The sequence below is a fragment of the Stutzerimonas stutzeri genome (assembly GCF_000935215.1).
Classification (GTDB): domain Bacteria; phylum Pseudomonadota; class Gammaproteobacteria; order Pseudomonadales; family Pseudomonadaceae; genus Stutzerimonas.
The window spans coordinates 1-26,112 of the sequence record NZ_JXXD01000097.1; the positions used below are offsets into that span (position 1 = coordinate 1).

The following is a 26,112-nucleotide window of genomic DNA, read 5'->3' on the forward strand; positions in this document are numbered from 1 at the left end:
CAAATCCAGGAAAGGCAAACCCCCAAAGGGGGGTTGCCCCCCTGGGGGTTTGGTTCGTCAGCCAGTACGTCAGCCGGCGATGCCCTGGCGCAGTAAGCGCAGAGCGTTGGTTTTGCTAGCACCGAACATTTCGACTCTCGTCTCCATGTGCGGAGCTGCTTGCACCACCTCAAAGAGGCGGCAGGTTTGCTCATTCACAGGCCGGTTTTCATCGCCGTACCAGCTCAGGAGCTGGTCGAACAGCCGTTGACCGCAAATTTGCGGGGTGGGGCCAAACACGGCGATATTTCGGCCAGAAGGAACCAGCTTGAGGATCGCCATGTAGCTCATGCGGCGCTCCTGTATCGCTGGTCAATTTCGGCGTAACGGTCGTTGGCTTCCTGCCAGCTCAGCCGGCCTGCATTGCAGGCCTGAATCACTGCACAAACTTCCATCCCGCGCTGCCATTCAGTTGTGCAAGACAATCGCTCCAGCGCTCCCATGTCAGGGATCATGAAGCCATCATCGAGCATGTCGCCAATGCACAGCTCGGCGGTGTCCTGGGTGCAATGACCCGTGAAACCATCCTTACCGAACATCGTCCAGCGGTACCGTCCGGGCTCGGAAGAATCTTCGGAAAGAATCCCCCACGAGTCAGTTCGGCAGTGCTTGAGCGTCAACCCAAGCCCGTGGACCGCGTACAGGCCCAGTAAGGATTCCAGGGAAAGAATCTTCCTCTGGATCTCTCCGGCCATTTCAGTAACCAGGCTGCGCTGAGCCAGATCACCAGCTTCAAGCTCCTGCCAGATGGCAAGAGACTCTTTAAGCGATTCAACCGTTGAAGGACGCATGGCGACCTCCATTTGCAGCACCCATTGCAAACCCAGGAAAGCCCCCATTGAGAGTCTTCTGGGCCTTTTCAACTGCTTCATTGAAGCTGTTGGCTTGGCACTGAAAGCGGGTGTAACGCTTGGTACGCATATCGCACATAGCGAGTATGTAAGTACGCATTTTAATTTCTCCTTTTCATCCCTGAAACGGAGCAATCCCCTGTAGGGAAAGTCCCTACAGGGTTAGATTTATCTGATCAACTTATACGCAGTCAGATGGGTTATTTAAACTCAGGAATAGACACGCTGATAATTGCCAGCCTGTATCATTGCCTGATGCTGATTACTTAGATGATCCAGAACGCCATTTGTCATTGGATCGCTACCAAAGAATCCCCAGCAGCTATCAACAACTTCGTCATCCTCGATCACTTGATACCCCCAAACATTCCCCGTCAGGTATTGATCGTATGATTCGACCTCTCCGTCCAGATATGTTTCCAGCTTCTCAATGCGCGGCTTCGTGAGATGTTTCCAACCAAGCTCGGAGCGGGCTTTATCTTTAGACACAAAGATAAAGCCAACCTTGCCACTGTCCCATCGACAGCTAAAAGGGGAGGTTTTCATTGTGATGCCAGAGTGATCATAAAGATAAAGTGGAAGCATAATTGCTTGCCCCGTCATCTCCAGCGCACGCTCAACATCTGGGATGTGATTGGCATTGAAATCGATCTGCCCCAGCTGCTTATCAGACAGGTGCTTGTAGATCACTTCCAATGCTTTCGCAGCCCCATTCTCATCACCCAAACGATAGCGCCGATGAGCGCATACCATCGATCCTAAGTTGTCCCATTCACGCGGACTTTCTGCGTCATGGTCATGGACGAGTTTGATGATGCAGCTTGAGTTAGCAGTTGCCATTTCGTTTTCCTTTTCAGTACGACGAAGGCAACTAACCCCTGAGGGGCAGGTGCCCCGTCAGGGTTTATTGTGAGTTCGCTGCTCTTAGTTAAAGAACAGCATGATCAGGTTGATAATAATCTCAGCCATCTCAGTTTCCTCATTTATTGCCAGCAGCAGCCCTGTGCAAAGGGATGCCCTGCACAGGGTTGGTTGGAGACTCCGGGTTATCCCAAATCGCAAGACACTCGGAGCAGATTTTGTTTCTGTAGCCAGTCTTTTCCAGAAGCTGAACATTGGGGTGAAAAACCTCTTCTCCCTTTCTGAACACTTCTGATCGTGTCTGGCTACAGAACGTATTGCCTTCTAACAGGGATCTGATCGATAGATGAACCATCGTCATTCACCCTGAGCAGCTTGGTATTCCGCAGTAGACAGGAGTCGCAGAACGTAATCACGAGCCTCAACAGGCCACGAACTTACATAATCACGCGCTGCTTTCCAGCCTTGCGACTCACGCGCCCGCTTGACCACCTCTTGAGCCTTCTTCAGGACTTTGGGAGGTAAATCTACAGGTGCTTGGCTCTCATCATTTGAAGCCTGAAGCACTTCGCCTTCCAGCGGTTCTGCGACCTGAGCTTGAGCATCTTCAGGCTCAACTTGCGTTGTCTCAGATGCCGGCACCTGCTCTTCAACCTCATTCGAGGTCGGGAGTGGCTGGGCTTCATCGACTACTTCAGCTGCACCCATATAACGCTCTACAACAGAGATCGGGACATCATGAGATGCAAACCCCTCCCCTGCCGTTGTGTTGAGATACTGAATAACCGTGTCGAGTTTTTCGCCGACTTGAGGCCAGTATTTCTTAGCGATTTTGATGCCGGTTTTTTTGAACATGGAAGTTTCGAAGTCAACCCAAGGGCCTTTCTTCTTGCGCTTCCACAAATCACTTGCATCACGCGCTTTGTAGATCTCCTTGGCTGTTACAGCTTCCACATGGACCCGGCCATCAGGCAGGGTTACTTCCACATAGACACCACGGAATTCACCGCGCTCTTCAGTGTCGAACGGATCGAATTCATGCACAGGGCTATGACGCTTACCCTTGTACTTAAACTGATCATTCGAGTAGACCAACTCAACAATACAGTCACGTATTGCGCCGTCATTTACAGCGGTTTTGATCATGCCTTTGTATGACACATCCAGAACCACTTGCCCGTCCCGTGGCACCAGGTAGCACAAACCCCTTGCAGGGTTCAGCGTTAGGCCACAGGCGGCCACTTGGCCAAATGCATTGCGAAGAGACAGCGGATTGTTGATAGCGACAGTGCACAGGTAGTCATTGTTCATCATGGCTTGAGCTGCATAAAGCATCTCTTGCTTGAACACGACATCTGTTTTTGCTGCCTTCACCAACTCAAGAAACTTATCCTCTTGCTTTGCAATTACGGCTACAGCGTTTTGATAGTTAGCACTAGACATTTTGAAACCCCCTGAACAAAAACGCGCCCGAAGGCGCGTATTTATTTGCAACTGATTGACCCGTTAGATGATGTTCAGAAGAACTCGGCTAATGGGCGCAAAGGGGATGTCATCGTCAAACGAATCGTAATGCGGATCAGAAGTCGGCGTTTGAGTCGGTTGACGGTTGGGTTGCTGCGGAGAACGCTGGGCTTGATTCCTCCCGCTAGAGCGAGGAGCACCATCACCACCGTTATCTGCCTGCTTACCGCCAAGGAGCTGCATGGTGCCTTGCATATCAACCACAATCTCAGTGGTATAACGCTTGACTCCATCCTTCTCCCATTCGCGGGTTTGTAGTCTGCCTTCGATATAGCACTGCGAGCCCTTACGAAGGTACTCACCGGCAATCTCAGCAACCTTCCCAAATAGCACAACACGGTGCCACTCGGTTCTTTCTTGAAGCTGACCAGACTGTTTGTCCTTCCAGCTATCGGTAGTTGCCAATGTGATATTGGTAACCGCGTTCCCGTTGGGCATGTAGCGAGTTTCAGGATCACCGCCAACATTGCCGATAAGGATTACTTTGTTTACGCTACGAGCCATGATTATTCTCCAACCAGAGTAAAACACAGGGCGACGTAAACCCCTGACGGGGAATATCGCTGCCCCGAAAGGTTTTCATTTCAATTAGTTAGGTTGTATTTGACAGACGGCCAACTTGCCGACCATGCACCGAGGTGCATGACTAAATCGATCTGCACATGCAGAACGACTTAATTTGGAGAATCTTGACAGGCTCGTGGCCCAAGGCGCGTGAGTGAAGCTGCGCTTTCTGAGGTAATCGCCATTAAGGCTTGGCGAAAGCATGCCCCCAATCGCGCTAATGCGCAAGAGGGTATGCCACGATCTTAGAATGTTTTTATCTTACAAAGATCGTGTAGGTTTAGCCGCCTCATCGCGATCTTGTTCCCACAAAATAACCTCATCCCCCGGATCGAGGTTCAACCGATGCATTTCTCTCGACTGCGCATACCGCTGGCAATCACCGCAGCCCTCGGCATGCTCTCAGGCTGCTCTAGCAAAGAGCCCGCACCCGAGCCTTATACAGGCGCCCCATTTGAGGTCCAGCAGTACGAGCCGGATCTACGCGGGCACCACACCAGCTGGGGGCACTCCGGCCGTGGAGGGGCAGCACTGAGAAAGCCGTCCTATCAACCCGTACTCGGCAGCCCGGATGAGCTGGATACACGCGCTGGCAAGTTGCACCCAGAGCTGCAGAACACCGCGCAAGAGGTTACAGCCAGCATCGCTGTACCACCGGCACTACGGTCTGGAACTTGCCTGGATCAACCGGAGGAGAATCAAACGCCGGATCACGTCCGCGTACTGACGCCCAGTGGTCCCGCAGACGCAACTCAGATCGTGACACTGGCGAACAGCACCGGGTCGGTCAATGACTATATCCGCGTTCGCAACAAGCTCTGCAGCGGCGCCGAACGCCTCACCTACGAAGAGTGGGAAGTTCTGGTGCATGGCACACCCAAGGACGTACCTCTTCGTCTGCAACCGACCTTCAACAGCCTCGCAAAGTGAACCCCATGCCCAGCTCAAAAAACCGACTCCCTTTGACCGTAGGTCTTTCCGCTCTTTTCGCGGTGGCCGCCCTCGGCGCCAGCGTCATGTACACCGAGCATGCGATCAATCAAGCGATAGCTGAGCAGTTGCCGGCTGGCGTCGCCGCTGCACTTGACGCGAAAGAGCAGGCCGAGGTCGCGGCTGCCAAGCTACAGATCCTTTCGCAATGGTCTGCCGCCTCAGACATCGAGGTCAAAGGCCGCAACATCTACGGTAAGGCAGACGCCGAGTTCACCCTTGTGGAGTTCAGCGATCTGGAGTGCCCCTTCTGTAAACGCTTCCATGACACACCTAAGTCACTCGTTGAGCAGGCCGGTGGCAAGATCAACTGGGAGTGGCAGCATTACCCGCTGCAGTTCCACAACCCCACGGCCGCAAAGGCTGCACACGCGGCAGAATGTGTCAGCGAAATTGCGGGCAACCAGGCTTTCTGGGCATTCACCGGGCAATGGTTCGAGCGCAGCGCTATGAACGGCCAAGGCATTGATGATATCGGTCGGCTGGCACGAGAAGTCGGCGCAGACTCGCAGACATTTGATGCGTGCATGGCCAGCGGAAAGTACAAGCAGAAGATCCAGGATCAGATGGATCGCGGTACCGCTATGGGCGTGACGGGCACGCCTGCAACTGTCGTCGTGGACAACACCAATGGCCAGAAGATCCTGGTCAAAGGCGCCCAACCTGCGAAAGCATTGCTCCAAGCCATAGGCCAGCTGGTAGAGCAGCGAAATCAGCCAGCGTCGCCACCCATCCAGGAAAAGGCTGAATAGTCCAGCGCCGACAACAGAGCCCCGCATCAAAGCGGGGTTTTTTGTGGGCCGCTACCAGCTGCAGAGTTGACGCGCCAAAGCCAAGAATTTGGGAAAACGGCCGCCACTGGTAGCCTTGAATAACTTAACCAGGAAGGACAGCGGACATGATTCACTGCAGCAAAATCAAACTGACACTCGCGCTGACAGCGGCCCTCACCGCCTTGGTAGGGTGCTCATCACCAGGCAATACCGTTACCTTCGATCAGCTGCCGGACCCGGCTGCTACACCCAAAGCGAAGTGGTCCGACGCAATGGTCTACATGAATGCCATGCAGATTTCGGGCATGCGTGACGTACCACGCGAAATGATGGGCGATGCGTCCTCACAACCGGCCCAAGGTGGAAACAGCACTGGAGTGCTCGATGCTGCAACCTATGGCGTAGGTGCCGTGGCGCCGCCATCGGGAATGAGCGGAGGCGCTGTAGCCGGGGTCGGCCTTGGTCTTTTGCTTCTTGGGGGCGGACCTACACAGCCAGCTCAATTGCCGCAGGTCGTTGCATGGGTCCCATCAGATCTGGCCTCCTCGCCGGAGGAAGCTGTGCAGGTTGCCTTGAATGAGTTCAATAAATCGAGAGCCGCCGTTTTTCAAAAGCAGCTCCCTCAAGAACTTATCGCTACTGCATATCCCGAGTCGGATAGCCGATCATTTGGTGGCAAGATGCCAAAGGCTTCGAATTTAGTGCTGTTCTCAGAAGAGGCGAAAGAGAGTCCAGCATTCATTTCCGCACCGAAATCCTATGGTCCTATCCATATCGTCGGTCACAAGGTTACTGAGGAATCCATTATCAATGCATCAGGGTTTCGGAATATCCACGAAAGTCGGGCTAACACAGTCGCGCTGTCCGCAGCTCTGCCTGATTGGTTTTTGATTTATGTCACATCGGCCACACGGTCAAAGTCCGATAAATTGCCGCCTGCAGTGCTGAGAAGCGGAACGCCAAACTACTTCATTGGTAAATAAACGAAAGGCCCCTGATGGGGCCTTTTACTTACTGGGGGACTGCGCCCCTAGCTATGTCTTCCTCCATTTTCTTGACCGCCTCAGCATCGAAGCCGTCCAACCGCTTTTCGTTACGACTAAGCGAGTTTTGCCGAACGTTCCCCTCAGATATCGTAAGGCTGCTACCACTCCCTGTAACTTGTTCAAGTGAAACCGTGTTCACTGTTGGAAGGTGGCCTGCAATGTTCAGCATGCCTATCCATTCCGACATGTCTACTTTACTCCAATCCATAAGGGCCATCTGGTCAGGAGTAATGCCTTCACAACTTGGATTTTCAACATCACCGTACTCAATACCAAGCTGGTCATGCGCAGCTTCTTGAACGATTCGGCCTACAACCGAACCATAGCAACAGTAGCTTTCTCGTTTCTCAACACAAGAGCCAAGAGCTTCTGAGGCACAATAACTTCCTACAAACGTGCACTGCCTTGTTTCTTTTTTTGCTCCAAGCTCGAACTCTTTTTCTTCGCATTCCCAGATAATGTTAATTAGAAGATCGACAATCACATAAACCATGTATACCCAGCCAATGATGTTGACGACCATCGTAGCCTGAGGGCCAAGCATCATCCCGCCGCCTTCTGCTGGAACAAACACAGCATTTGCGGCTACCTCAGCGCCCATATTAACCATGGCGTCATAGGCTTTCTGCATTAGCCATTCCTGGACCTGAGATACAAGCGTATCCTGGACAGTGCCCTGAAGCGTTTTGTTGAATGCACCAGTTGCGTTGTCAACTATCGTTGACCACTGCCCCTTTATGACTGAACTACCAGCGGACGTGATGGCATTCGTGCCTGCTTGCCAGTAACCATACTTCAGGCTCCCCCCAAGCCCGTGCGTGGATAGCGCTTCCATTGCACTAGCCATTTTCATAGTGTTCATTGTCAGATTCACATAATCGTAAATACTGACGCTTTCGGGAGCCTCACAACAATCGACATAGCCACCGAGCGCTTTCTTGCACTCCATTGCTTCGCCTTTGAATATCTTGCACTCGTTGGCAACCTCGATATCCGATCCGTCGCCACCGCAATCAAGATCATGCTCAGCGAACTGGGCAACTTGGAGCATTGCGACGGCGTATGCAAAGTCACCGCTTTTCTGGTTCGAGGTGTCGAAGCACTCGCTTCCCATGCACCTAGCGCCGCCAGGACATTCGATCTGAGTGCCGGTATTGACTACCGTGGGATAGCTGGTGTCATAGCCGCAGTCCCATATCTCCTCGTAGGCGTAGCATCCTCCCGACTCCCCAGAAGCCCCCTTAATACAGCTCTGGGAGATGAAACCGCAGTTGGGGTCTTTCTCGTACTGCTCACAGGTGTCCAGGTTTTCTTCGATTACACCGCAACCCTGCACACGGACCTGCTCTGCAAGTCTTGACGTACCCAATGGGCTCGCCGAGATTTGTTCATAAAGTGGATTACCAGGACAAATATTTATGCCTGAAATGGTTGCGCACTCACCTTCATGCTGAACACCTTTGGTGACTGTAATCTGCCCCGAGCTGCACTTACCTTCCAGTACAGCTTGACCCTGATCTATGCAACTTTGCGGCGACCATACATCTTTGACCAGCTTAGAATGTCGAAAGGTAAACGTACCTGAAAGATCGTACTTACCACCATCATCACCACCTTGCTGATCCCTTATTTCAACAACAGCTTTAAGTCCATTTGCGCATGTCGGATACGTAATTACATTGTGGCTTACTGACGTGTCGAGTTGCCCGCCAAGCCCATGCTCAGCCCAAACATCAGCATCTGATAACTGTACGTATCCTTCATCATTAGCACACACAGCATCGTAATCGACCTTTGCTACACTGCCATTGAATACTGTCCCATCAGAGCCAGGTAGAGCTTTCCATGTGCCTGCGACGAAATCAAATTCTCCCCTGGCTATATTCCGCCCATTAGCAGCGAATTTGCCAACCAAACCAGTTGAGCGAAGTTCTATTTCATGATTTACAACACATGAATCCCCCCCGTTCTCAGGGCATTGCTCTTTGCCATTGGCATCAATGTAGCAGGCAAGATCCCCTTTGAAGAAAGAACAGTCAGCTGTCACTTCCGCTTCCCTGCAGAAGGGGTCTAGGTCGGGATGAGGGGATGGCTGCATGTCTGCTTGGCATGCAACCACACCATTCTCACTAATGCAGCCAGACGCATCTACTGCCGGCGCTTTAGTGCAAACAACGCTGCTCTCTTTGCAGAAACCATCGTTAATCATCTTGAGGAGTGGAAGGCGCTCTTCAGGCCCCCAACCATTGTCAATGATCGCTTTTGCTGGATCGTAATTAATGCGAATGCGTGCATAGCCTTCGCCCCGACCTGTGACTGACGTGCGTGTTTTGAATGTAATTACGTCCGAGTCTTGCTTTAGTTCGTTCGTGACATCCTTGTTGGGACTTACTCTCCAACTGGTACTTCTCTCGCACGCGCCCGCCGTCTCGGGAGGGAATACGCCCGGCGTGTGGGTCCATAGAAGAGAGTCATTGAAGTAGATCTGAAAGTAGTCATCGAACGTAGCTTGTTCAACAACCGCAGACAGGATGGCATCTTTATTGATAACCCTGAAGCGTGTGTATTCCTCGTAGATCGCGCATTTACCGCCCCAGTAATCGTTACCAACGGTGCCCACCCATACATATAGGCAACCTCTGCCGCATGACTGGTAGTTTGGCTGGCCCGAAACATACTCGACAACTCCTAGCGAATAGTCATGCTTGAAGGTCACATTGCCGCCTTCGTTTGCTACGCGCTCACAGGTGCGGTAATCAGAGATGTGAGACGTAGCCTGGCGTTCTTCAAAAACGTCTTTTCTGGAGCAGTCTGCAAAGTTCTCTTTGAAACCTTGCATGAAATCATTAGATCGAATCTCGTCCGTCTGGTTAAACATTGGATCATTCGAAAGATCCACAGCAGGCCGTTTGCCGCTATCAACCAGAATCCTGTATGCCTCGCCATCCATCGACGACTCACTTCTCAGCCGTGTGTTGGCCTGGATGCCAGCGTCAAGAGTGCCCGAGTCGTCTCCATACACCTCTTCCAAGGACGCGGTACCGCCGCCTTGGAGGTCAGGGAACAGATCCTGAAGCGTCTTCTGCGCCGCAGAAGGATCGAGCATCTGAATGCCCATTTGAGCGGTCTGATTGCCTAGCGTGGCGCTGGCAGCAATGGAATCGGCCCACGCCTTGAAGGCAACCGTATTGAGCTGAACCATGATGATGCCGCCAACAGCCAAGCGTCGGAGGGCATGTTTGAAGCTGGGTCGCATAGGTGCTACCTGGTGAAGGTGAGTACCAGGATGCTAGAGATACGCGAGAGGAAAAGGCGGTGGAATCTGACCAGATTCTGGCAGGCAAAAAAATAACCCCGGCTGGAAACAGCCGGGGTTTGGGGTTTTGTTGGCACTCATGCCGCCGCTGACTGAGGCGCTTCGAGAACCGATACTGCGCCTGATGCGGGTATCAGGCGGTGCAGCACAGCCCATGCTTTGACGAAGCGGGTGTCAGGGTTGGCCTTCTTCACTGTTGCTGCGATCTGATCAGGGACGAGGAACACTCGGCCGGAGTCGATCATCAGCTCTTTGAGTTCGGGGCAGTACAGTGCTATTGGCTCTTCGTGTTGTGGCATTTGATGTTCTCCAGGTGGGTGATCCCCAGAACCCTCACGCGGAGGGCTCTGGTGGATCACCCACAAGGGATGACCACGTTACGCGACTAGCTGGTTACCTACTCAAGGCATTGCCTTGAGCAGAAGGGTATTGACGCAAATATCTCGTGGATCAGGGCACCTTGGACGCATGCGCAGCATGCTTCTTGTCCAAGTGCTTCGCTAGCATCATGCCGACGCACGCTGCCACAGTGATCGTGAACAGCACGCCGGATATAGCCAAAACGAGCGTTTGTGTCGTGTCCATTTCATTCACCTGCGTTGTCTTTCTGGAAAAAGGATACCACCAGACCACCGACAATCAAGACCAGGCCGCTTACCACGCTGACCGCAATGGCTTGCGGATGCGAACCTGGAGTGATGATGCCGACGAACCCCGCAGCCAGCAAGCTACAGCCAATGCCGACGACAGTCTCCCTTAACCAACTAAGAACTTTATTAAAAAACATATTACACCTCGCAAATTAATGACGAGGCGCCCCCATAACGGGATTGCTCCCGTCAGGGTTTGATTATTTCCAACTCCAAGCTGTTAGCCCGAGTCAGTTTTCTTACGATGTAGCCCTCCTTATGTCCATAAAGGGCATAAGGGCGTTGTGTGCTTTCTGCAAATACCTGACCGATCCATAGGGCAGTCATTAAGTTGCGGAAGTACATACGCAGATCCTCAATGATTGAGAACAACCCATGGGATTGTTCCCAAAGGGTTGTTTCAATCAGAGCACCTGACGGGCTTTGATCGTTTTGGCGGTTTCAGTTTTTTCAACCGAAGCAACGCCGTAATCGAACGCTTTAAAGCCGACTTGGATGCCACCAACAATCAGCACTACTGCGATGATCAGAACTTTCATTATGTTTCTCCATTAGCTTAATGCAGACGGAGAAACGCCCGGCAGGGAGTTATCCCCGCGTGGGTTTTGTTGTGCAAACAAAAACGCAACGGACCTAAAGAGGAACGTTGATTCTGAATGCTTTCGATTAGGCCGGTTGAAGCTCCGACTTAGCTTTCCCAGGCCACAAAGTGACTCTGGTTTTTGCCTGACCGAAGATCGGTACAGGCTCTTGCCGAGTGCAACATGCACTTGACGAAGATTAGTGCGCTGAGGCGCGAAGGGATGAAACATGAAGCGATGTGTCGATTATACCGATCCACCTGCCAGCCTCAAGCATGCAGGCAAAAAAAACGCCCCGAAGGGCGTTGAATTCAGATTGCATGGGGAGAGATCACCTGATGACCGTTTTTCTCGCGAAATCGGTTAACGATTACCTCCATTGGCTCATGCAGCTTTACCGGATGCTTGAACCCTTCCCCCTCCATGTGGCGCAGGAGAATGACGCCCCCAGTCGATAGCTCCCAGAGGTGAACCTTCTGCTTGCCCCTTTTTGCCCAGGCCCTGCGGATGATGCTCGCGTTGCCTTGCAACTGTGCTGCCTCAAGGATTGCACTCATGATCCTCTCCTTCCATCCATGCAAGGAGAAGCCCCGCCAGGGATTTCTCCCTGGCAGGGGTTGTTTTACGCCACCATCAGACTGAGCTGGAACTGACCCTGGTTGGGATCACTTTCCGGCAGGCCTGGCATCTGGCTTTCCGAGTTGATTCCGAAGCTGCACAACTGGCCAGCACCGCAATTACCACCGCCGCAGATCTGCCCACAGTAGGAGGAAATTCCCTCCTGTCGCAGACTCACCACGCTGGGGTTTACAGCAGCAGTGATCGACACCCCTAATTCGAGCCCAACGGACTCAATCAACGGAAAGATCACTGACTGCCCAAGCACCTCATGCGCAGTCGTGTCAGGAAGCCCAGCGATTACCACCTCCGGGATGCCTTTCACTCGTGCGTGCTCGACAGGCGTGAGTAGCCGAGACAGTTGCGGGTTGGTCGGATGTACTAGGAAGGGCTCCGTGCTCCTGCACTGCTTGCTAACCACGTCCGATTGTTCCGCAGAAATCTTCAGCCCCACTTAGCAGTTGGCGTGAGAATCCTTTGCCGTCTGCCTTGTCGCGTACTTCCTTATTTGCGAGATAGTCGAAGGATTTGAACCGCTCAGAATCATGCGGAACATCCTCTAATACCTCATTAAGACTTCCCTCTTTCTCTTTCAGTTTGCTTAGCTCACTAAAATCGAAAACGTCAGGAAGCCCCTTACTTATCGCGACCACAACCAATCGGCTTCTACGCTCAAGAGCGCCAAAGTCGTTGCCATTCAACACAGCTTCCTTCAGCACATAGCCTTGAGAAACCAACTTCGCGCGAATAACAACCATAGAAGCAGACGTTTGATATTCCGGTACGTTCTCGATCAGGCAAATGCTTGGGTTCAGCGCTTTAACCGCATCGAGAAAATCAACAAACAAATCACCAGCTTTGGAGTGTTCCTCTGCCATGCTCAGTTTGTTCTTGCTGCGACCTGACTTCGATGCTCCTAAGCAGGGAATTCCTGCACAGATAACGTCGCACTGAAGAGGGTTATGCCCCCAGTTGACCTCTCTCACGTCAGAGCAGATCGCAACACTCTTTTCGTTCCACAGCTCAGGATTGTTGTCTAACGACGAATCCAAGTATTCCGGTTCAATTTCGACACCGACTTGGATAAACGACTTGATCCCTGCACGTCTAAGGCCGCTATGAAGTGCCTTATCCGCAACACCACCACCATGGAACAGGCTGGCTACTGCCAACGGCTCTCCGGTACGCAGCTTTTCCGTCAAACGCTTAACTCGTTCCCGGATCTTGGTTTCGATGTGCAGCGCTGTGATCACGATCCGACCTCGCCGGATTGCAACACGTACCCGCTCGATGTTCTCGAACACCTCGCTGAGTACCCTTGATCGAACCTCAATCAAGGGCACCACCACACCACGCCGCTCGCGCTTGGAGACAGTGAAAGTCTGGTCGTTCGCTACGGCCGGGGCCTCGCGAAGCTCCAAACGCTCCATCGCCTTGTTCTGCACGAGCTGGTAGCGCGCACCGATCTTCACGCCCGCCCTTTCGAGCTTTCGACCCTCAAGCCAAAGGCGCGCTACGTTTTTCGACTCACCGATCCTAGTGTTGATGACCGTTGACATAATTTTCTCCCTTCCTGGTTAAGTGCCCCAGGCAAAGAGAAACCCCGTGCGGGATTTCTCCCGCAGGGGCTATTTAGTTTGTGTATCGGCTTATGCAGCTAGCTGGTAAACACCGGGTTTCAAACGAACAAAGTAGCGCTCGTCTTGTAGAACCTGACGCACCTTAGCTTGCCAGTGTTGGTTATCACGCGATTTAGCATAGGGCTCCAATGCATCATTGATATCCTTCAGATGAAGAATCTTGTTGCCTTGAAGCACACGCCGAACCGCTGCTTTCCACGTAATACCAGTCATCGCAGCAGCGCGCTTTTCCATTGAACCAATAAGGAACAACGAAGATTCACGCTTAGCGAAAACAAGTAACTTTTCGTGGGCAATCCTGACAAAGTTTCCTTTGTAGGAGCTTGAGTCACTTTTACAATTGTGGACCTTGATGACCTCATCGATCAGCCGGCCCGGCGCAATTCGTTCCACGAGTGAACTAAGGTTATAGTATGTACCTTTGGCGCGCATGTTGCCCATGAGGATTCCATATACGCCGCCACGTTCAACTGCGTCGTGGATATTCATAACGGCAAGTTCCAGTGCTTCAGTGAAGTCCTGGAAATTCATCCGTGACATATCCCACTTATTTGGCTCCCCCCACTCTTCGCCGCTATACTTGAGCATTCCCGCATATGGGGGATGCCACCAGCAAACGTGAGCCATCTCACCGATGTACGACGCAAGGTCGTCCGTAAGCAAGTTGAAGCCCTGATGTAGGTCAGTGCCAACAAATCGCAGTCCCATCTCCCTAGCAACATCGACGCTAGTACCGCCACCGATGCTCGGATCTACGACCAGGCCATCTTTTCTTTTCATGTAACTTTCCAGAAAGTCTTTGATAATTCTTCCTGTGCAGTTACCGCGATAGGATGACTTGCCCCAGTGACCACGATCCGGGTAAGAAACAACTGAGCCTGCAAACATGTCTATTCTCCATTCATTTTTGATGCTGGAGAACCCCGACTGGAGTTTCCCAGCCGGGTTTTAGGCGCTCGCCGTGTTAACCACGACGAGTAGCATTAGTCAGACAAACTCACCCTCTTCGCCGTTTGAGTAAACACGACAAGATGATGCGTAGTTCAACCAGCAAGCAGGATACTTATCCCGAGCTTGCTCAATTGCATGTAGCGAATCTTCTGCATCGCACTCGAACGTTGTTTCAGGGAGCAAAGCTCCGTTCACACGTTCGCGCAAGTAGATCCGATAGCGCAGATACAGCCGTGGTATCACCATGACTGACATGTTTCTCTCCTTTCATTTTCCAGAAGGGAGAAAGCCCGGTAAGGGGCTTCCCCCCCTACCGGGCTCATATTTACTTGCGCCGCATCATGCTCAGGAAATTCTCACGAACCTCCTCATGATCAGCGCCAGCTGCGTTACAGCAGGTTTTGAAGCTGAACGGTTCATCTTCGTCCGCCAGCACCCACAACATGCCATCCCACCAGTTTTCAATACTCACCTGAGGGTGAAGAATCTGGCGAAGTGTCATCTTGATCATGTAACTGCGCATCCAGTCGATGTAATCGTCAGTGATTTCATCCTCTGCGCGCAGCAACTCCAACTCCGCATCTGACATCTCAAGGATGTCGAGAAACCCAAGCTGAACCTGTACCTGGATGGGAACAGTTTTTCGCCGGGTGCGGCGCTCAAGAGAGCGGCGTTGAATAATTACTTCATCACCGAACAAGTCGAGTAATGGAGCTACAGCTACATTTTCCATTCTGGCCTCCCTTTCCAAGCGAAGGCCTCCCCCAGCAGGGTTGGCCCCTGCTGGGAATGGTTTGTTGTCTAGTTAAGCGGTTAGTACGTCTCGAACAACCTCAAACAGCGCTGTCTTCAATCTACTTACCGTCCCAACTGCAACGTATTTGGTGAAAAGCTTGCTGAGAACATAGCTATTAGCCGAGCCGAAGCCGAGTCCAATAACCTGTATCCCTGAAGCCTCACACCGCTCGAACATCTCTTTGCAATATCCGTCAGTACCGGAATTTGGCTCGCCATCGGTTATCACGAAAAGAATCTTCCGCTCTCCCTTTGCGCGTAAAACCTCAATCGCGGCAGGCCATATAGCCTGTGCCAATGGAGTTCCACCATGCGGCAGAGCACCAAATCCACCCGCTTCCACTGCAGCGCCAAGACGCTCGGTTGAACGCTTGATCAGATCGCAGCATTGACCGGCCCCAGCTGTGGTTGTGCCTGGAAAAGACATCGCCCCAGTTGTCACCAGTGGCAGCCCTTCAAGCCCCCTGAGAACGGCATACAGCGCCGCCTCAGCTTGTTCCATTGCCGCATCCATACTTACTGACTTGTCGAACAGGAACTGGATAGCAGCTGACTGACGCTCGGCCCGCGCTTTGCTTCGGAACACCCGCGTTTCGCCAGCTGGAAGCATGGCAATGCGCGAGGTATCGATCCGACGCCCTTGGCGCTTGAGCCTTACCCGACAGTCCACCTGTGCCTGCAGCAGTCCATTTAGGATCTGACGCAGACCAGCAGAGTGCGTTTCACCGGAAATACGACGCCTGCATGAGGCTTCGGCTGACCGGCGTACCGCTCTCCCTCCCAGGGGGAATGGCTTGATCGGAGTGAAGTGTGCCGCTGCCTTTCGGCCCAGCAACTCAGCTGCCGCATCGCCAACCTCCGAAATCAACCCTTGCAGGTCTTTTTCAGTGGCTTGCATTACGCGCTCACGCAATCCCAGTGGGGCACCTTGGCCATCACCGGGCTGTAGCGTTGCATCGCGCTGGCCTGAATCCTTCTGGTCGGAACTTCCGCCCTGACCTTCAGGAGATGATTTCTGCTCGGAATTTGGTTGCCCGCCTCCCGTGCCATCCTCACCGCCATTGGCTGGTTGATCACCGCCCGCTTCGTCACCCTGCGAAGAGTTCTGCTCTCCCGAAGGATCGCTTCCTTTTTCGCCGGTACCGTCACTGTCGGTGTTGCCGGTTTCGCCTTCGCCCTCCCCTTGCGGGTCGGCCTCCGACTCACCGTTTTCACCACTTTCGTCAGCACCTTCGTCATTGCCCTTTTCAGGCTCCGGCTCAGGCTTATCTTCGCTTGACGGAAGCAGCTCGATTATCGAATCCACCAGCGCCAGAACCTCTTTCGTGCTGTCGCACTTCAGAGTTTTCAGCACCTCGGCCATGATCTTGTCGGCTAACTCTTGGCCCAGTCGGGCTTCAAGCGCTTCGAGATAGGCTCGCGCGGGTACCTCTAGTTGCGGCTCCTGCAGTTTCCAGTAGCCGCCCATGAGGATTGCGTTATGGATGATCTCTACGTCTGTTGCCTGCGCGACTCGCTCAGGCTGAAACGGATCAAGCAGAACCTTGCGGTTCAGGTACCGAATGTCATCCTCGGTGCCAGGGTACTGATCCATCGACAGACGCTCGATACGGATGTCCTCCAGGATGTTCAGCAAGTTTTTGCGGAACGGAACCGGGGCATCCGCGCCGAATACCGCCATGTCAGTGTTACGGACATGGGAGCACTCATGCGCGATGAAGCCGAAGGACAGCGGTAAATCATCCTCACTGAATGGGACAGTTACCGTTTTTCCATCTGTGAAGGCTCGGGTTCCTTGCACCACCACCTTGACGCCGGTTTGTTCGGCCAGGTGTTGTGCGTAGTACGGGAGCGATCCAATCAGGGATTTAGCCATTTCGTTTCTCCATTCTCGCCACCGCCAGACGGAGAAACCCCCGCTGGGAGGTTTGCTCCCAGGCGGGGTTTAGTGTTGGTGTCAGAAGCTGAATACGCCGTGAGAGACGACGCTACTGACAGATACGGGTGGAACAACCAGCGGTTGAGGCTCTGGAAGCACGTCCTCGTCCTCTGCTTGCTCGGTTGAAGCAGCATCCTCGGCGCCGACCAGATCAAAGGGGTTGAACGAATCAGCCATGCCGGCCTGCTCGATCTCTTCCTCTGCCTGGATCTGCTGGGATACCAGTTCGTTTTCTAGCTGCACCTTCGGCTCAGTCGCTTCAGCAGGTTGCGTCGTGACTGTTTCCGCAGGCTGCACAGCAGCTGGTACCGCAACATCATCCTGCTCGGGCGAGCCATTGGCGATGTTGAGGTTCTTGATCAGCCGGCGTATCGAGTCCTCATCCGAGAGCCCCGATACCAACGTCACAATGTTGCTGTACTGCGTGCCATTGACCACCCCTGAGGCCGGCAAAACCGCAAGGGTTTCGTCGATGTAGGTGGACAGGGCTTGGACATCGCTCGACAGGAACATCAGGCCCTTGAGCTTGGTGTTCATCTTGCGAATCGTGTTGAGGGTCGTCTGGGTGACATGGCCACGAGTGGCCAGGCCGTTTTCCATCAAACGTTCGGCTGTCTCTGCCGTCTCAGCGTAGAGCTGATCCGACAGGCCGCGCACTTGACTCCCAAGCGTTGCAGATAGGTGCTTGTCGCCGTCCGGCGCCACACGGCAAGCCGCGTAACCGAACTGAAGACCGGCCTCTACCTGATGTTTCGGCGTGATGCTTTGCATAATGGCTTCTCGCCATTCGGCACGCTCCCACTCCTGCTGCACCCATTCATTGACCCAACGGTCATAGTTAGGAATGAAGTTTTTCTTCAGGTCATAGAACTGGTTCTTCAGAGCTTCAAGCTCGTCTACAACCCTCTGGATCTTCTCCTGCGGTATGGCATAGCCGCCGAGGAATTTGATTCCATAGTCTTCCAGGACCTTGATCGCACGCCGTTTGACTTTCTCGAACGGCTTGAGCTTTTCGGGATCGATTACTCGCATCGAACCCAATGAGGCCAGCCGTGCCGGTGGAATTTTACCCTCCAGCATTTCAGGCTTCAGTTTCTTCCGAGCAGTCCACAGGTGGATGCCCGAGAGGTCTACCAGCAGGATCTGGTCCAGAATCTGGATTTCGTTCTGTTGGATAGTCATTGCGAAGTTCTCCTTTTCTCTAAAGCAAAAAAAGGGGGAACTTCGCCCCTAAGGGGAAAGTTCCCCCTCAGGGCTGTTTACGATTAGAACGGTTTATCTACTTCAACCGGCCAGTCGTTACCAAACACGCTGCTTGCCATCTTATCGATTGCAAGCTTCTGCACTTTGTCGCAGCGATTAAGCAGCGACTCTTGCAGAGCGAGTTTCAACGGGTTTTTCTTCTTGGCCAATGTATATCCATTGCCAATCCGAGCCCAACGCAACAAAGTCCGAGTGGACATTGTAACGCTGAGATAGTTACCGCCTTTACCTTGGTGTTGATCACGAACACTATTTGCAATCTTCACCATGTTCTCGACGATTTCCTTTGTTATCCCTGGTACGGCTTTAACGACCAGATCAACTTCATCCTTCGGCTCAAGGTATTCCACCTCGAACACTCGGAATCGGTCGAGCGATGCCAGGTTCTGCTGCATCGTAGCGGCATAAACCCCCATCTCATCCGACTGCCCTGCCGTGTTGCCGCAAGCGACGAAACGGAAATTGGCATGTGGCCGAATGACCTCGCCGTTGTTTTCAGCGATCACCAGTGGACGCCCCTCCATTACCGCGTGGAGGCCCACCGTTACCGAAGGATCGAGGGTGTCGTACTCGTCCAGGACGAACACGAGCCCATGTCGCATAGCCTTGGTGAGCGGCCCGTCCACGAATTTCGTGTTCAGATCGCCCGACACAGGGTCCGTTACTGGCAGGTTGTAGCCTGTCAACTCCGGCATCTCCATGCGGCTATGTGCTGAGACGGTAATGCTTGGCCAGTTGAGTCGCGCGCACGTTTGTTCGACGAGCGAAGACTTACCGGCACCCGTTGGGCCGACGAGCAAACAGCTGTCACCTGCCGGGGCGTAAAGCCAACTCATAAACTGAGAAAGCAGTTCCTTCCTGAAGAAGTACGGCTTTGCTGGCTCAACGTGTTGCGAAAGATTGTGGTTTGGCGAAAAAGCCGGCGCAGTTGCATCGGATTGGAAGCCAAACTCTTTCATTCCAACTTGGATATTCAGTTGCATTTTATTTCTCCATTCTCAAAAGCAAGTTGCCCAAAGACGGAGAACTCCCATAGGGGATATCTCCCCCGATGGGTAGGTTGGTTATTTGTTGCGGCTTATGCAGCTGCTACAAGAGAAACAAGGACATGTCCCTGTTCAAGGTTTTTCTTGGTGAAAGACACCACTGGCTTGAGGCCGTGATACAGAAGCTCACGGCAAAGCGTAGCGTTCATCCAAGGCGGGCAGGCGACCAGAACGTCAACCGCACCCGTTTTCTTAGCCTCCTGCAGGGCGATCTCACCCAGGCGCTCAACGCGACTGGTGATAATCTCCGGCGAGGGAGGGGTCGGGAAATACAGAAGATCTCGGATTTCCTGAAACTGTTTCCAATCCGACAAATCGTGAACGCCGAAACGTTCCATCTCGGCAGTAGCCTTGAACTTCGTCAGATTGATTACGTGCTGCTTTTCCATTTCTCTACTCCAGATTTGAGCGGAGAAATCCCCCTTACGGAGATTCCCCGCAAGGGCTATTGGGCTGAATGAGTCGTCAGCTTCGACCCGTGCTAGGCACGGAACAAACACCAACGCGCATGCGTGGGTGATTGATTTCTGGAGCGGCACCTTTCGGTACACTTGGAGTGCGAGACGTTTGCACGTCTGCAAGAGATCTTTAGCTGTTCAGCGCACAGCTTGCGCCAGAGCATCATGCCATCGCCTGGATGGGTTTCACAAGGGGTGCACACAAGATCCTGACCCACCGAGGTGGTATGGGCTCGGCTTCAGCGCACCCAAATCGCTTGCCCCACGGGACTGAAGATCTTGGGACGCGCTTCCCTAGATATCTGAGCAATTTCTGCCGCGTTGGTCACTCAGATATCGCCGCGCGCCCCTCGGATGAACTGAACTACTTGCAGGCACAGAGAGGGGATCACGATGAGTGCCAGCCCGCCGAGGATCGTCAAGGTGACCAAGCTCACGGCCCCGTAAAGGGCTGCCCACATGCCCCTTTCTATTTGGAGCGTCACCACTCGAACGATGCTGTCGAGATCCTTGCCTACGTCTGGCCCGTACACCCAGAACAGATCGATGGCCACAGCTACAGCTGCTGCAAACCCCACCAATACGATCAAGCCCCGCAAGCCGGATTTGATATCTGCCAGGCTCGGAATTGCGTGCATGCTGATGATTGTCGCCAATAGCACAGCACCTAACCCCACCGGGCCGGTCATGGCCTGAGCCCAGGCTGCGAGAGCGGTACCTACGACTACTCCGCCAAGCCACCCCACGATATGTCCTACGCCACTATCCGGCAGCTCAGCTGGCCCACGGTTGGCCAGCAGAAGCCCCACGATGACGGCTCCGGCGAGAAGCGGCGCAATGCCCTGCAAGGCCATCCCAAGCGCATGCTTCATTGAGTACGGCGAATAGCGGTACTCGACGAACCCTAGCGTGCCGGTGGCACTGTTCGGCTGATAGAACGCCATCTTCGTTATCCGCATACCAAACAGCACGCAGACCAATGCGTGAGACAGTTCGTGTACTGGCACCCCGATATAGCCCGTCAGCCGCGTCAGTTTGCGCGCACTGGGTGCAAGCCTGTGCATCATCAGATCCCAGATGGTTATGACCGATGCAGGCACCAGCAGCAGGGCAACAAATAGCTCAATCATGGAGGGATTCTCTACTTGCAGGCAGCCCTCTCTTCGCCGCTCTGTGTGCTCGAACGATGATCGTTTGAACGATGGAATTGATGACAAGGGTTCGTCGCGCGCGCGTCACGGCCACATACAGAAGGTTCAGCTCATCACCTACTTGCGAGGGGTCTACTCGTTCCTCATCGAAAATGTCCGGGAAATCTTCCTCCAGCAGCACTACATCCCATTCAAGGCCCTTAGCTCGATGCGCGGTGCTCAGCACCACGTCAGCTTCGGTGATGTCATCGACCGTGCATTGACGCAGCGATGAGATCAGCCGGGGGATGTCACCGTAGGTTTTCAGAATCCGCATGGTGCGAAGCATCTCGGGATCTTCACTCGCCTCAGCAGCGTCGGTGTATGCCTCGTATGACTTGAAGTGCTTGAGCCGATAGTCCTGGATCTGGCTGTGCTTGTTGGTCTTCAGGTAGTAGACATCTTCGAGCTGTGACAGATTGTAGGCCTCGATTCCGCCGTTCCAGAACACAGTGAGTCCGTTGGCTACGGAGTCGATGGCAGACATCAGCACACCTGTCACGGTGCGGTTCAGGATGGTGTACTGGCCGCGTATCCCGGACATTGAGGTCTGCACTCTGTCAGCCGGCCCTAGCCCAACCAGTGGGCGTGTCTCGCCCTGGAGCCGCAGAATGGCATTGGCAACGCCAGCGATCATCGGCCCGAAGCGGAACGAGTTGGTCAGGTACATCGCTTCGGCGCCCTGCTCGATCTGCTTATCCAGGGCGTTTTCCGCGCCGCGCCACCTGTAGATCTGCTGCAATTTATCCCCCACAAAAATCTTCTGCCCACGCTGGCCGGCGACTATGGCTCCAAGGACGGGGTTTGTATCTTGTGCCTCATCGAGCAGGATGCAGTCGTAGTCGAGCTGCGGATCGCTAAGCTGGTACAGCTTCAGGTATGCGTCATGCGCGCAGACAAAAGCGCTCTTCTCGTCGGTCATGGCCTCCCAGACTGCCCCCGCCCCGTTGAGTAGTTTTTCGATGCGTGAATCTCCGTATGCGTCTCGCTCTTCGTCCGAGAGAGCCGCGATGAAATGGCACATGCCAATTTCCGGTTCTGCACTGCTGGTGAAGTTGTTGAAGACGGCCATGACGTGCCGCACGAACCCCCAATCGCGTGTCGCAAGTAGCTTGGAGACATCGGTGAGCTTCGGATTGCCCAGCTTATGGGCGTACCGGGTGCCAAAGCGCGGCCATGCCAACTGATGGCCTGTCTTGCAGATCACGTTGTCAGGGAATCGGGCCATGGCCTCATCCTTGATGGCCTTGTTGTAAGCCAGGTACAGAATCTTGATCGACGTGTTGGCGTAGGCGAAGGCTTCGAGCGTTGCCGTTTTTCCGCAGCCGGCATACGCCTTCACAACGAGATATGGCCCGCGATAGTCGATGATCGGTTGTTGTTCGTGGGTCGGATTCACAGAGAAAAATTCGCCTGGAATTACTGGCAGCTGACCGCGACACGATCAGCACGGAGGACAAAGACGGCTTGAGCACTGAACAGCCAGAGCTTGATCAGCAGGATGAACAGATGGGGGCTTTCGAAGAGCAGCAGCAGGGCGAGTTCCACCGGCGCTGTGAACAGTATGAGAGCGATCATGGCTGCCGCGCTTCGCCGGCCGAGCACAACGTAGAACACACTGATCGCTATGCCGGTTACCAGAGCGGCTTGCCAGAACGCCAAGAACTCAACTTGATCGCCGGCGACCGGAAGCAGCGCAGTTACTCCGGCGACAAGGCTCGCGACGATGCCGAGTAGCAGCATGTGCGCGCCCCCCAGATCAAGCCCCGCGCCCCGATGGCGGAAAGTCAGAATCATCCAGGCGTGGCTCGCTAGGTCTGTGAAATGACCGGCGCCGGTGGTCTTGCCGCAAGAAATCGTGGACATGAAAAAGCCCCTTGGTGATTGCGGTATGGTCCCATACGCAGCCTCCACCAAAAGGGGCTAAAGCAGCACGATTGTTGTAGGTTTAGCCCTCCCCTCCCCCCAGAAGCTGCGCGCAGCGTCGGGACATCAGATCGCTCAACACCTCGGCATCATTGGCAGCATCCACGGGATCGCGCAACGACGCTGCTATCAGCGCATCACGCAGCCAGTGGCTGGTTTCAGGAGCCGTAATGACCGCCTGAATCTCTTCCTGGATGCTCATTTTCCCCCCTGATTGACGGCATCCTTGAATGCCTTGCCGGGGGTGAACTTCGGGGTCGTCGATGCGGCAATGGTGATCTTCGCGCCGGTCTGAGGATTGCGCCCATCGCGCTCAGGCCGGCTCACCGGCTCGAAAGCGCCGAAGCCGACCAGTACCACTTTGTCCCCTGCAGCCACGGTGTCCTGGATCGTCCCAATCATGGCGTTGAGCATTTCGTTTACAGCGGTTTGGCTGTGGCCTGCCCGCTCTGCAACGGCCTTTACCAGTTCCTGTCGAGTCATGCGGTATCTCCTGTGCTTGTTGGAATGCAGTTTTCTGTTTCGAGAGCCCATTGGCTCAGATTGCGATGCCCTGGCCCGACTCCACTTTTGGCCGTGCCTCGCTGTTCGGCGCGTGGCCGCGCGGCTCGATCCATTGGCAGTGACGTACCCCTGCATGGGTCTTGCAGCTGGGCAGGATGTAGACCGGGTCATGCCGAGATGAAGGGAAAATTCACTCACTTCGCTCGTAACGTGTTGATGCCAAGAGAATTTACCAAATAGACCGCACAGCCTCTGATCGTGGACTATCTTTTCTGACTCCTCAGAAAAGGAGTTCCTATGGCTTCATTAGAGCGTACGGCGTATCCCACTCTGCCAAAGGCGTATTCAAAAGCTGAGCTGCAGCGAGATTTTTCGTTCTCAGATGATGAGATTAAATGGGTACGAAGCAAGTCCAAGGCCCCTTTTCACCTCAATCTCGCCGTTCTCCTCAAGACCTTTCAGGTGCTCCGGTATTTTCCTGATATCACCGACGTACCTGATCAACTGGTGGATTTCATTCGCGGAGAGTTGGGTCAGCGTAGCAAGGTGAAACTCGCGGAATACAAGTGGTTCCAGCAATATCGCCACATGAACGCGATCCGAGTTCGCCTCGGTGTGACGAGGGTAGCGCATGTCGGCACGCCCAATGTATTCGAGCGTAGAATTCACCTATGGATCAAAAGGTTAGAGAGGAAGTGAGTGAAATTTTCCCTTATCTCGGCACGCACCCTAGACCGGGATCGGCCGAGCGGGTGTGGTGACGGCATCTCGCGCCGCTTGGGTGGTCGGCACGCTGCTCGGCGCAGCGTGGTTGGCGCAACCAGTGAGTGTTGCCATTAGAAGTGCGTAAGCAGTGAGTCGCTTCTGGTAGCAGTGCACAGCAATTTCCTTGATGCCGATTGACTGCAGATAGCTTGCCCCTGGTAGGGAAAATCCCAAGGCCCTCATGCGCGCCGCTTACTCTTCGCACGCCTTACGTTGTAGCCCTTGACCCATTGCTGCATCGGCTCGCCTGGCGGCACCGACGCAACCGTGTTCACCCACTCGCGCTGGATTGGCTCAGCCATGAACGCCTGATAGGCGCCTTGCGCCCACATGGGACTTTTGCCTTTCATCTGGGCATACCCCAGCAGCTCTGCGTAAGCGTGTTGCTTCGTGTTCGGGGCCAGCTTGGTCTTGCGGTCTGCCAATTTAACCAGAACGCCAGCTGCTACCTCCACGCCGGCGTCGATCTTGATCTCGAACCCGCAGCGGGGACAGATCAAGCCGGTCATCACATAGCTGCAGGTTGGGCACGGCTTGGTCTTAGCTTCCTTGTCAGGGTTGTTATCCGGCTTGGCCCGATCTACCGGGTCACCGTCACCCATGTCGAGCCGGTCTGGTAGCGGGTCAGTGGGGAGCCCGTTACGCAGAAGATTCCCCGCATGATCGATGATGATGCCGTTGGTCTTGCCTTCGAATATCCGCAAAACCCGTCCCAGGATCTGGTAGTGCAACATCAGGCTCTTGGTCGGGCGGGCGATCACGATGCACGAGGTCCGGGGGTCGTCGAACCCTTTGGCTAGCATCCCGACTGAAACCAGCACCTTAATCTTGCCAGACTTGTAGAGCCGAATAATCTCGTCGGATTCGTCAGAGTGCATGTATCCGTCGATGTGCGCGGCCATTACGCCCGCATTGAAGAACGACTCGGCAAGTTGCTTGGCGTGATGGACATTGCAGGCAAAGACCAGTGTTTGCCGGTTCTCGCCCAGCTGCTTCCAGTGGCTTACGACATCCCCGAGGATATCGGCGCCGCCCATGACGCGGGCTAGCTCATCTTCAGCCCAGTCACCGCCAGTCGATGTTCCTACACCTTTCAGGTCAGGCACATGCGGGGCGTAACACTCGGCAGGGACTAGGAAGCCTTGGTCTGTCAGCTGCTTAGTGCTGATGCGATTGACCAGACGGTCATAGATTTTGCCGAGCCCCCGCTTGAACGGCGTCGCGCTCAATCCGATCACCGGCACCTTGTTCTTGCGGCACCACTGGATCAGATCCTGATGCGCCTTGAACAGGACGTGCGCCTCATCGATCACCACCAGCTTGGGCGGCTGAGTTCGCAGCAACCAGTCCAGGCGCGGCCCGAGTGACTGAACCGTTGCCACCTGAACCACTTTCGAGTAGTCGGTGCACGGGTGATTCGACTGAATAGCGCCGGCATATATGCCATCGGCGTGGAAGCGCGCAAGCGTCTGATCAAGCAGTTTGACGCTATCGACTATGAACCAGACCTTGTTCTGCTTTGCCGCCGCATTGGCGATGACGTATTTCGCGACCTCGGTCTTGCCCGAGCCGGTAGGGCTCATGAGCATCTGCACGAGGAATTGCTGGCGGATTCCCTCGCGCAAATCTGAAACCTGATCGTTCTGGTAAGCCCTGAGCTGCATGGTGCCTCCCTGAAGTGCTGACATCAGGAGAACACCGCTTCTGGGAAACCCAAGCCCGGCCGACTGAGGAGTGCCGGCACACCATTTCTCGGGTTCGCTGCCCACGGCTGGTCCCCGGCGCGACGGGCACCTCTATGGGCTGTATCGGCAATTCGCGA

Annotated in this window: 28 protein-coding genes and 1 pseudogene; 4 read left to right on the forward strand and 25 right to left on the reverse strand. The window is 54.1% G+C overall.

From position 1 onward, the window contains the following. Positions 1-69 precede the first annotated feature (69 nt). The 5 genes from LO50_RS11155 to LO50_RS11180 form a co-directional block, all read right to left on the reverse strand. A complete protein-coding gene (locus LO50_RS11155; RefSeq protein WP_044315029.1) occupies positions 70-330 on the reverse strand; it encodes a hypothetical protein in 261 nt (86 codons plus the stop codon). Then, complete coding sequence (locus LO50_RS11160; RefSeq protein ID WP_173425591.1) at positions 327-911, reverse strand: hypothetical protein; 585 nt, start codon at positions 909-911, stop codon at positions 327-329. Before LO50_RS11160 ends, LO50_RS11155 begins: the two co-directional genes overlap by 4 nt. Positions 912-1,100: 189 nt before the next feature. Beyond that, positions 1,101-1,730 (reverse strand): hypothetical protein, encoded by a 630-nt coding sequence (locus tag LO50_RS11165; protein ID WP_019406481.1) that lies wholly within the window; start codon positions 1,728-1,730, stop codon positions 1,101-1,103. Positions 1,731-2,108: 378 nt separating this feature from the next. Next, positions 2,109-3,194, reverse strand: coding sequence for a RecT family recombinase (locus LO50_RS11175; protein ID WP_044315031.1), 1,086 nt, complete (start codon positions 3,192-3,194; stop codon positions 2,109-2,111). A 63-nt stretch (positions 3,195-3,257) separates the two neighbouring features. Next, positions 3,258-3,779: a single-stranded DNA-binding protein gene (locus tag LO50_RS11180; RefSeq protein ID WP_044315032.1), complete on the reverse strand. Its 522-nt coding sequence runs from the start codon at positions 3,777-3,779 to the stop codon at positions 3,258-3,260. 819 nt (positions 3,780-4,598) lie between these two features. Between LO50_RS11180 and LO50_RS25175 the strand changes: the two genes are divergently transcribed. The 3 genes from LO50_RS25175 (at position 4,599) to LO50_RS24685 (ending at position 6,585) form a co-directional block, all read left to right on the forward strand. Then, positions 4,599-4,769 carry a hypothetical protein gene (locus LO50_RS25175; RefSeq protein WP_173425592.1) on the forward strand — a complete coding sequence of 57 codons (171 nt, stop codon included), beginning with the start codon at positions 4,599-4,601 and terminating at the stop codon, positions 4,767-4,769. Positions 4,770-4,774: 5 nt separating this feature from the next. Further along, positions 4,775-5,581 carry a DsbA family protein gene (locus LO50_RS11190; RefSeq protein ID WP_044315034.1) on the forward strand — a complete coding sequence of 269 codons (807 nt, stop codon included), beginning with the start codon at positions 4,775-4,777 and terminating at the stop codon, positions 5,579-5,581. A gap of 146 nt (positions 5,582-5,727) precedes the next feature. Next, a complete protein-coding gene (locus tag LO50_RS24685) occupies positions 5,728-6,585 on the forward strand; it encodes a hypothetical protein (RefSeq protein ID WP_152623971.1) in 858 nt (285 codons plus the stop codon). A gap of 28 nt (positions 6,586-6,613) precedes the next feature. Here the strand turns inward: LO50_RS24685 and traN are convergent, their stop codons facing one another. The 19 genes from traN to LO50_RS11275 form a co-directional block, all read right to left on the reverse strand. Continuing rightward, a complete protein-coding gene (traN, locus tag LO50_RS25180) occupies positions 6,614-9,850 on the reverse strand; it encodes a conjugal transfer mating pair stabilization protein TraN (RefSeq protein WP_173425593.1) in 3,237 nt (1,078 codons plus the stop codon). Positions 9,851-10,041: 191 nt separating this feature from the next. Then, positions 10,042-10,263 carry a hypothetical protein gene (locus LO50_RS11205; RefSeq protein WP_019406488.1) on the reverse strand — a complete coding sequence of 74 codons (222 nt, stop codon included), beginning with the start codon at positions 10,261-10,263 and terminating at the stop codon, positions 10,042-10,044. A 287-nt stretch (positions 10,264-10,550) separates the two neighbouring features. Next, positions 10,551-10,751, reverse strand: a complete 201-nt coding sequence (locus tag LO50_RS24690; protein WP_026012503.1) for a hypothetical protein — start codon at positions 10,749-10,751, stop codon at positions 10,551-10,553. A 267-nt stretch (positions 10,752-11,018) separates the two neighbouring features. Further along, positions 11,019-11,153, reverse strand: a complete 135-nt coding sequence (locus tag LO50_RS25585; protein WP_019406491.1) for a hypothetical protein — start codon at positions 11,151-11,153, stop codon at positions 11,019-11,021. 353 nt (positions 11,154-11,506) lie between these two features. Beyond that, on the reverse strand, positions 11,507-11,752 hold the full coding sequence (locus LO50_RS11215; RefSeq protein WP_019406492.1) for a hypothetical protein: 246 nt from the start codon (positions 11,750-11,752) through the stop codon (positions 11,507-11,509). 65 nt (positions 11,753-11,817) lie between these two features. Further along, on the reverse strand, positions 11,818-12,138 hold the full coding sequence (locus LO50_RS25360; protein ID WP_236690581.1) for a hypothetical protein: 321 nt from the start codon (positions 12,136-12,138) through the stop codon (positions 11,818-11,820). A gap of 88 nt (positions 12,139-12,226) precedes the next feature. Next, positions 12,227-13,372: a DNA cytosine methyltransferase gene (locus LO50_RS11220; RefSeq protein ID WP_236690582.1), complete on the reverse strand. Its 1,146-nt coding sequence runs from the start codon at positions 13,370-13,372 to the stop codon at positions 12,227-12,229. A 90-nt stretch (positions 13,373-13,462) separates the two neighbouring features. After that, a complete protein-coding gene (locus LO50_RS11225) occupies positions 13,463-14,341 on the reverse strand; it encodes a restriction endonuclease subunit M (RefSeq protein ID WP_044315035.1) in 879 nt (292 codons plus the stop codon). A 99-nt stretch (positions 14,342-14,440) separates the two neighbouring features. Further along, positions 14,441-14,659 (reverse strand): hypothetical protein, encoded by a 219-nt coding sequence (locus LO50_RS24695; protein WP_125869341.1) that lies wholly within the window; start codon positions 14,657-14,659, stop codon positions 14,441-14,443. A gap of 70 nt (positions 14,660-14,729) precedes the next feature. Beyond that, positions 14,730-15,137, reverse strand: a complete 408-nt coding sequence (locus LO50_RS11230; protein WP_019406495.1) for a hypothetical protein — start codon at positions 15,135-15,137, stop codon at positions 14,730-14,732. 72 nt (positions 15,138-15,209) lie between these two features. Further along, the gene (locus LO50_RS11235) at positions 15,210-17,075 is read right to left on the reverse strand and encodes a VWA domain-containing protein (RefSeq protein WP_019406496.1); all 1,866 of its coding nucleotides are present in this window, start codon (positions 17,073-17,075) and stop codon (positions 15,210-15,212) included. Positions 17,076-17,156: 81 nt separating this feature from the next. Further along, the gene (locus LO50_RS11240) at positions 17,157-18,320 is read right to left on the reverse strand and encodes a DUF3150 domain-containing protein (RefSeq protein WP_019406497.1); all 1,164 of its coding nucleotides are present in this window, start codon (positions 18,318-18,320) and stop codon (positions 17,157-17,159) included. Between the two features lie 83 nt (positions 18,321-18,403). Continuing rightward, positions 18,404-19,384, reverse strand: coding sequence for an AAA family ATPase (locus LO50_RS11245; protein ID WP_019406498.1), 981 nt, complete (start codon positions 19,382-19,384; stop codon positions 18,404-18,406). Positions 19,385-19,479: 95 nt separating this feature from the next. Next, positions 19,480-19,836, reverse strand: coding sequence for a hypothetical protein (locus tag LO50_RS11250; protein WP_019406499.1), 357 nt, complete (start codon positions 19,834-19,836; stop codon positions 19,480-19,482). A 398-nt stretch (positions 19,837-20,234) separates the two neighbouring features. Then, positions 20,235-21,035, reverse strand: coding sequence for a hypothetical protein (locus LO50_RS11255; RefSeq protein ID WP_019406500.1), 801 nt, complete (start codon positions 21,033-21,035; stop codon positions 20,235-20,237). After that, positions 21,028-22,494, reverse strand: coding sequence for a 3'-5' exonuclease (locus LO50_RS11260; protein WP_019406501.1), 1,467 nt, complete (start codon positions 22,492-22,494; stop codon positions 21,028-21,030). Before LO50_RS11260 ends, LO50_RS11255 begins: the two co-directional genes overlap by 8 nt. Before the next feature lie 20 nt (positions 22,495-22,514). Beyond that, positions 22,515-22,838, reverse strand: a complete 324-nt coding sequence (locus tag LO50_RS11265; protein ID WP_026012505.1) for a hypothetical protein — start codon at positions 22,836-22,838, stop codon at positions 22,515-22,517. Between the two features lie 205 nt (positions 22,839-23,043). Next, entirely contained in the window at positions 23,044-23,223 is a 180-nt protein-coding gene (locus tag LO50_RS11270) for a hypothetical protein (protein ID WP_019406503.1), read from the reverse strand. After that, positions 23,220-23,696 (reverse strand): HU family DNA-binding protein, encoded by a 477-nt coding sequence (locus LO50_RS11275; protein WP_331250369.1) that lies wholly within the window; start codon positions 23,694-23,696, stop codon positions 23,220-23,222. The genes LO50_RS11270 and LO50_RS11275 overlap by 4 nt, the downstream gene beginning before the upstream one ends. A 126-nt stretch (positions 23,697-23,822) precedes the next feature. Here LO50_RS11275 and LO50_RS11280 point away from each other — a divergent pair. Continuing rightward, a pseudogene (locus LO50_RS11280) lies at positions 23,823-24,146 on the forward strand (DUF4158 domain-containing protein); the annotation flags it as partial. Between the two features lie 323 nt (positions 24,147-24,469). On the opposite strand, the gene LO50_RS11285 reads toward LO50_RS11280, so the two are convergent. Then, positions 24,470-25,978, reverse strand: coding sequence for a DEAD/DEAH box helicase (locus tag LO50_RS11285; protein ID WP_173425594.1), 1,509 nt, complete (start codon positions 25,976-25,978; stop codon positions 24,470-24,472). Positions 25,979-26,112: the final 134 nt, after the last annotated feature.

What these genes read in the sequence shown, in the direction of transcription:
- LO50_RS11155 (WP_044315029.1), bottom strand. Translation starts at nt 330, where the DNA reads ATGAGCTACATGGCGATCCTCAAGCTGGTTCCTTCTGGCCGAAATATC.
- LO50_RS11160 (WP_173425591.1), bottom strand. Translation starts at nt 911, where the DNA reads ATGAAGCAGTTGAAAAGGCCCAGAAGACTCTCAATGGGGGCTTTCCTG.
- LO50_RS11165 (WP_019406481.1), bottom strand. Translation starts at nt 1,730, where the DNA reads ATGGCAACTGCTAACTCAAGCTGCATCATCAAACTCGTCCATGACCAT.
- LO50_RS11175 (WP_044315031.1), bottom strand. Translation starts at nt 3,194, where the DNA reads ATGTCTAGTGCTAACTATCAAAACGCTGTAGCCGTAATTGCAAAGCAA.
- LO50_RS11180 (WP_044315032.1), bottom strand. Translation starts at nt 3,779, where the DNA reads ATGGCTCGTAGCGTAAACAAAGTAATCCTTATCGGCAATGTTGGCGGT.
- LO50_RS11190 (WP_044315034.1), top strand. Translation starts at nt 4,775, where the DNA reads ATGCCCAGCTCAAAAAACCGACTCCCTTTGACCGTAGGTCTTTCCGCT.
- LO50_RS24685 (WP_152623971.1), top strand. Translation starts at nt 5,728, where the DNA reads ATGATTCACTGCAGCAAAATCAAACTGACACTCGCGCTGACAGCGGCC.
- traN (WP_173425593.1), bottom strand. Translation starts at nt 9,850, where the DNA reads ATGGTTCAGCTCAATACGGTTGCCTTCAAGGCGTGGGCCGATTCCATT.
- LO50_RS11205 (WP_019406488.1), bottom strand. Translation starts at nt 10,263, where the DNA reads ATGCCACAACACGAAGAGCCAATAGCACTGTACTGCCCCGAACTCAAA.
- LO50_RS24690 (WP_026012503.1), bottom strand. Translation starts at nt 10,751, where the DNA reads ATGTTTTTTAATAAAGTTCTTAGTTGGTTAAGGGAGACTGTCGTCGGC.
- LO50_RS25585 (WP_019406491.1), bottom strand. Translation starts at nt 11,153, where the DNA reads ATGAAAGTTCTGATCATCGCAGTAGTGCTGATTGTTGGTGGCATCCAA.
- LO50_RS11215 (WP_019406492.1), bottom strand. Translation starts at nt 11,752, where the DNA reads ATGAGTGCAATCCTTGAGGCAGCACAGTTGCAAGGCAACGCGAGCATC.
- LO50_RS11220 (WP_236690582.1), bottom strand. Translation starts at nt 13,372, where the DNA reads ATGTCAACGGTCATCAACACTAGGATCGGTGAGTCGAAAAACGTAGCG.
- LO50_RS11225 (WP_044315035.1), bottom strand. Translation starts at nt 14,341, where the DNA reads ATGTTTGCAGGCTCAGTTGTTTCTTACCCGGATCGTGGTCACTGGGGC.
- LO50_RS24695 (WP_125869341.1), bottom strand. Translation starts at nt 14,659, where the DNA reads ATGTCAGTCATGGTGATACCACGGCTGTATCTGCGCTATCGGATCTAC.
- LO50_RS11230 (WP_019406495.1), bottom strand. Translation starts at nt 15,137, where the DNA reads ATGGAAAATGTAGCTGTAGCTCCATTACTCGACTTGTTCGGTGATGAA.
- LO50_RS11235 (WP_019406496.1), bottom strand. Translation starts at nt 17,075, where the DNA reads ATGGCTAAATCCCTGATTGGATCGCTCCCGTACTACGCACAACACCTG.
- LO50_RS11240 (WP_019406497.1), bottom strand. Translation starts at nt 18,320, where the DNA reads ATGACTATCCAACAGAACGAAATCCAGATTCTGGACCAGATCCTGCTG.
- LO50_RS11245 (WP_019406498.1), bottom strand. Translation starts at nt 19,384, where the DNA reads ATGCAACTGAATATCCAAGTTGGAATGAAAGAGTTTGGCTTCCAATCC.
- LO50_RS11250 (WP_019406499.1), bottom strand. Translation starts at nt 19,836, where the DNA reads ATGGAAAAGCAGCACGTAATCAATCTGACGAAGTTCAAGGCTACTGCC.
- LO50_RS11255 (WP_019406500.1), bottom strand. Translation starts at nt 21,035, where the DNA reads ATGATTGAGCTATTTGTTGCCCTGCTGCTGGTGCCTGCATCGGTCATA.
- LO50_RS11265 (WP_026012505.1), bottom strand. Translation starts at nt 22,838, where the DNA reads ATGCTGCTACTCGGCATCGTCGCGAGCCTTGTCGCCGGAGTAACTGCG.
- LO50_RS11270 (WP_019406503.1), bottom strand. Translation starts at nt 23,223, where the DNA reads ATGAGCATCCAGGAAGAGATTCAGGCGGTCATTACGGCTCCTGAAACC.
- LO50_RS11275 (WP_331250369.1), bottom strand. Translation starts at nt 23,696, where the DNA reads ATGACCCGGTCTACATCCTGCCCAGCTGCAAGACCCATGCAGGGGTAC.
- LO50_RS11285 (WP_173425594.1), bottom strand. Translation starts at nt 25,978, where the DNA reads ATGTCAGCACTTCAGGGAGGCACCATGCAGCTCAGGGCTTACCAGAAC.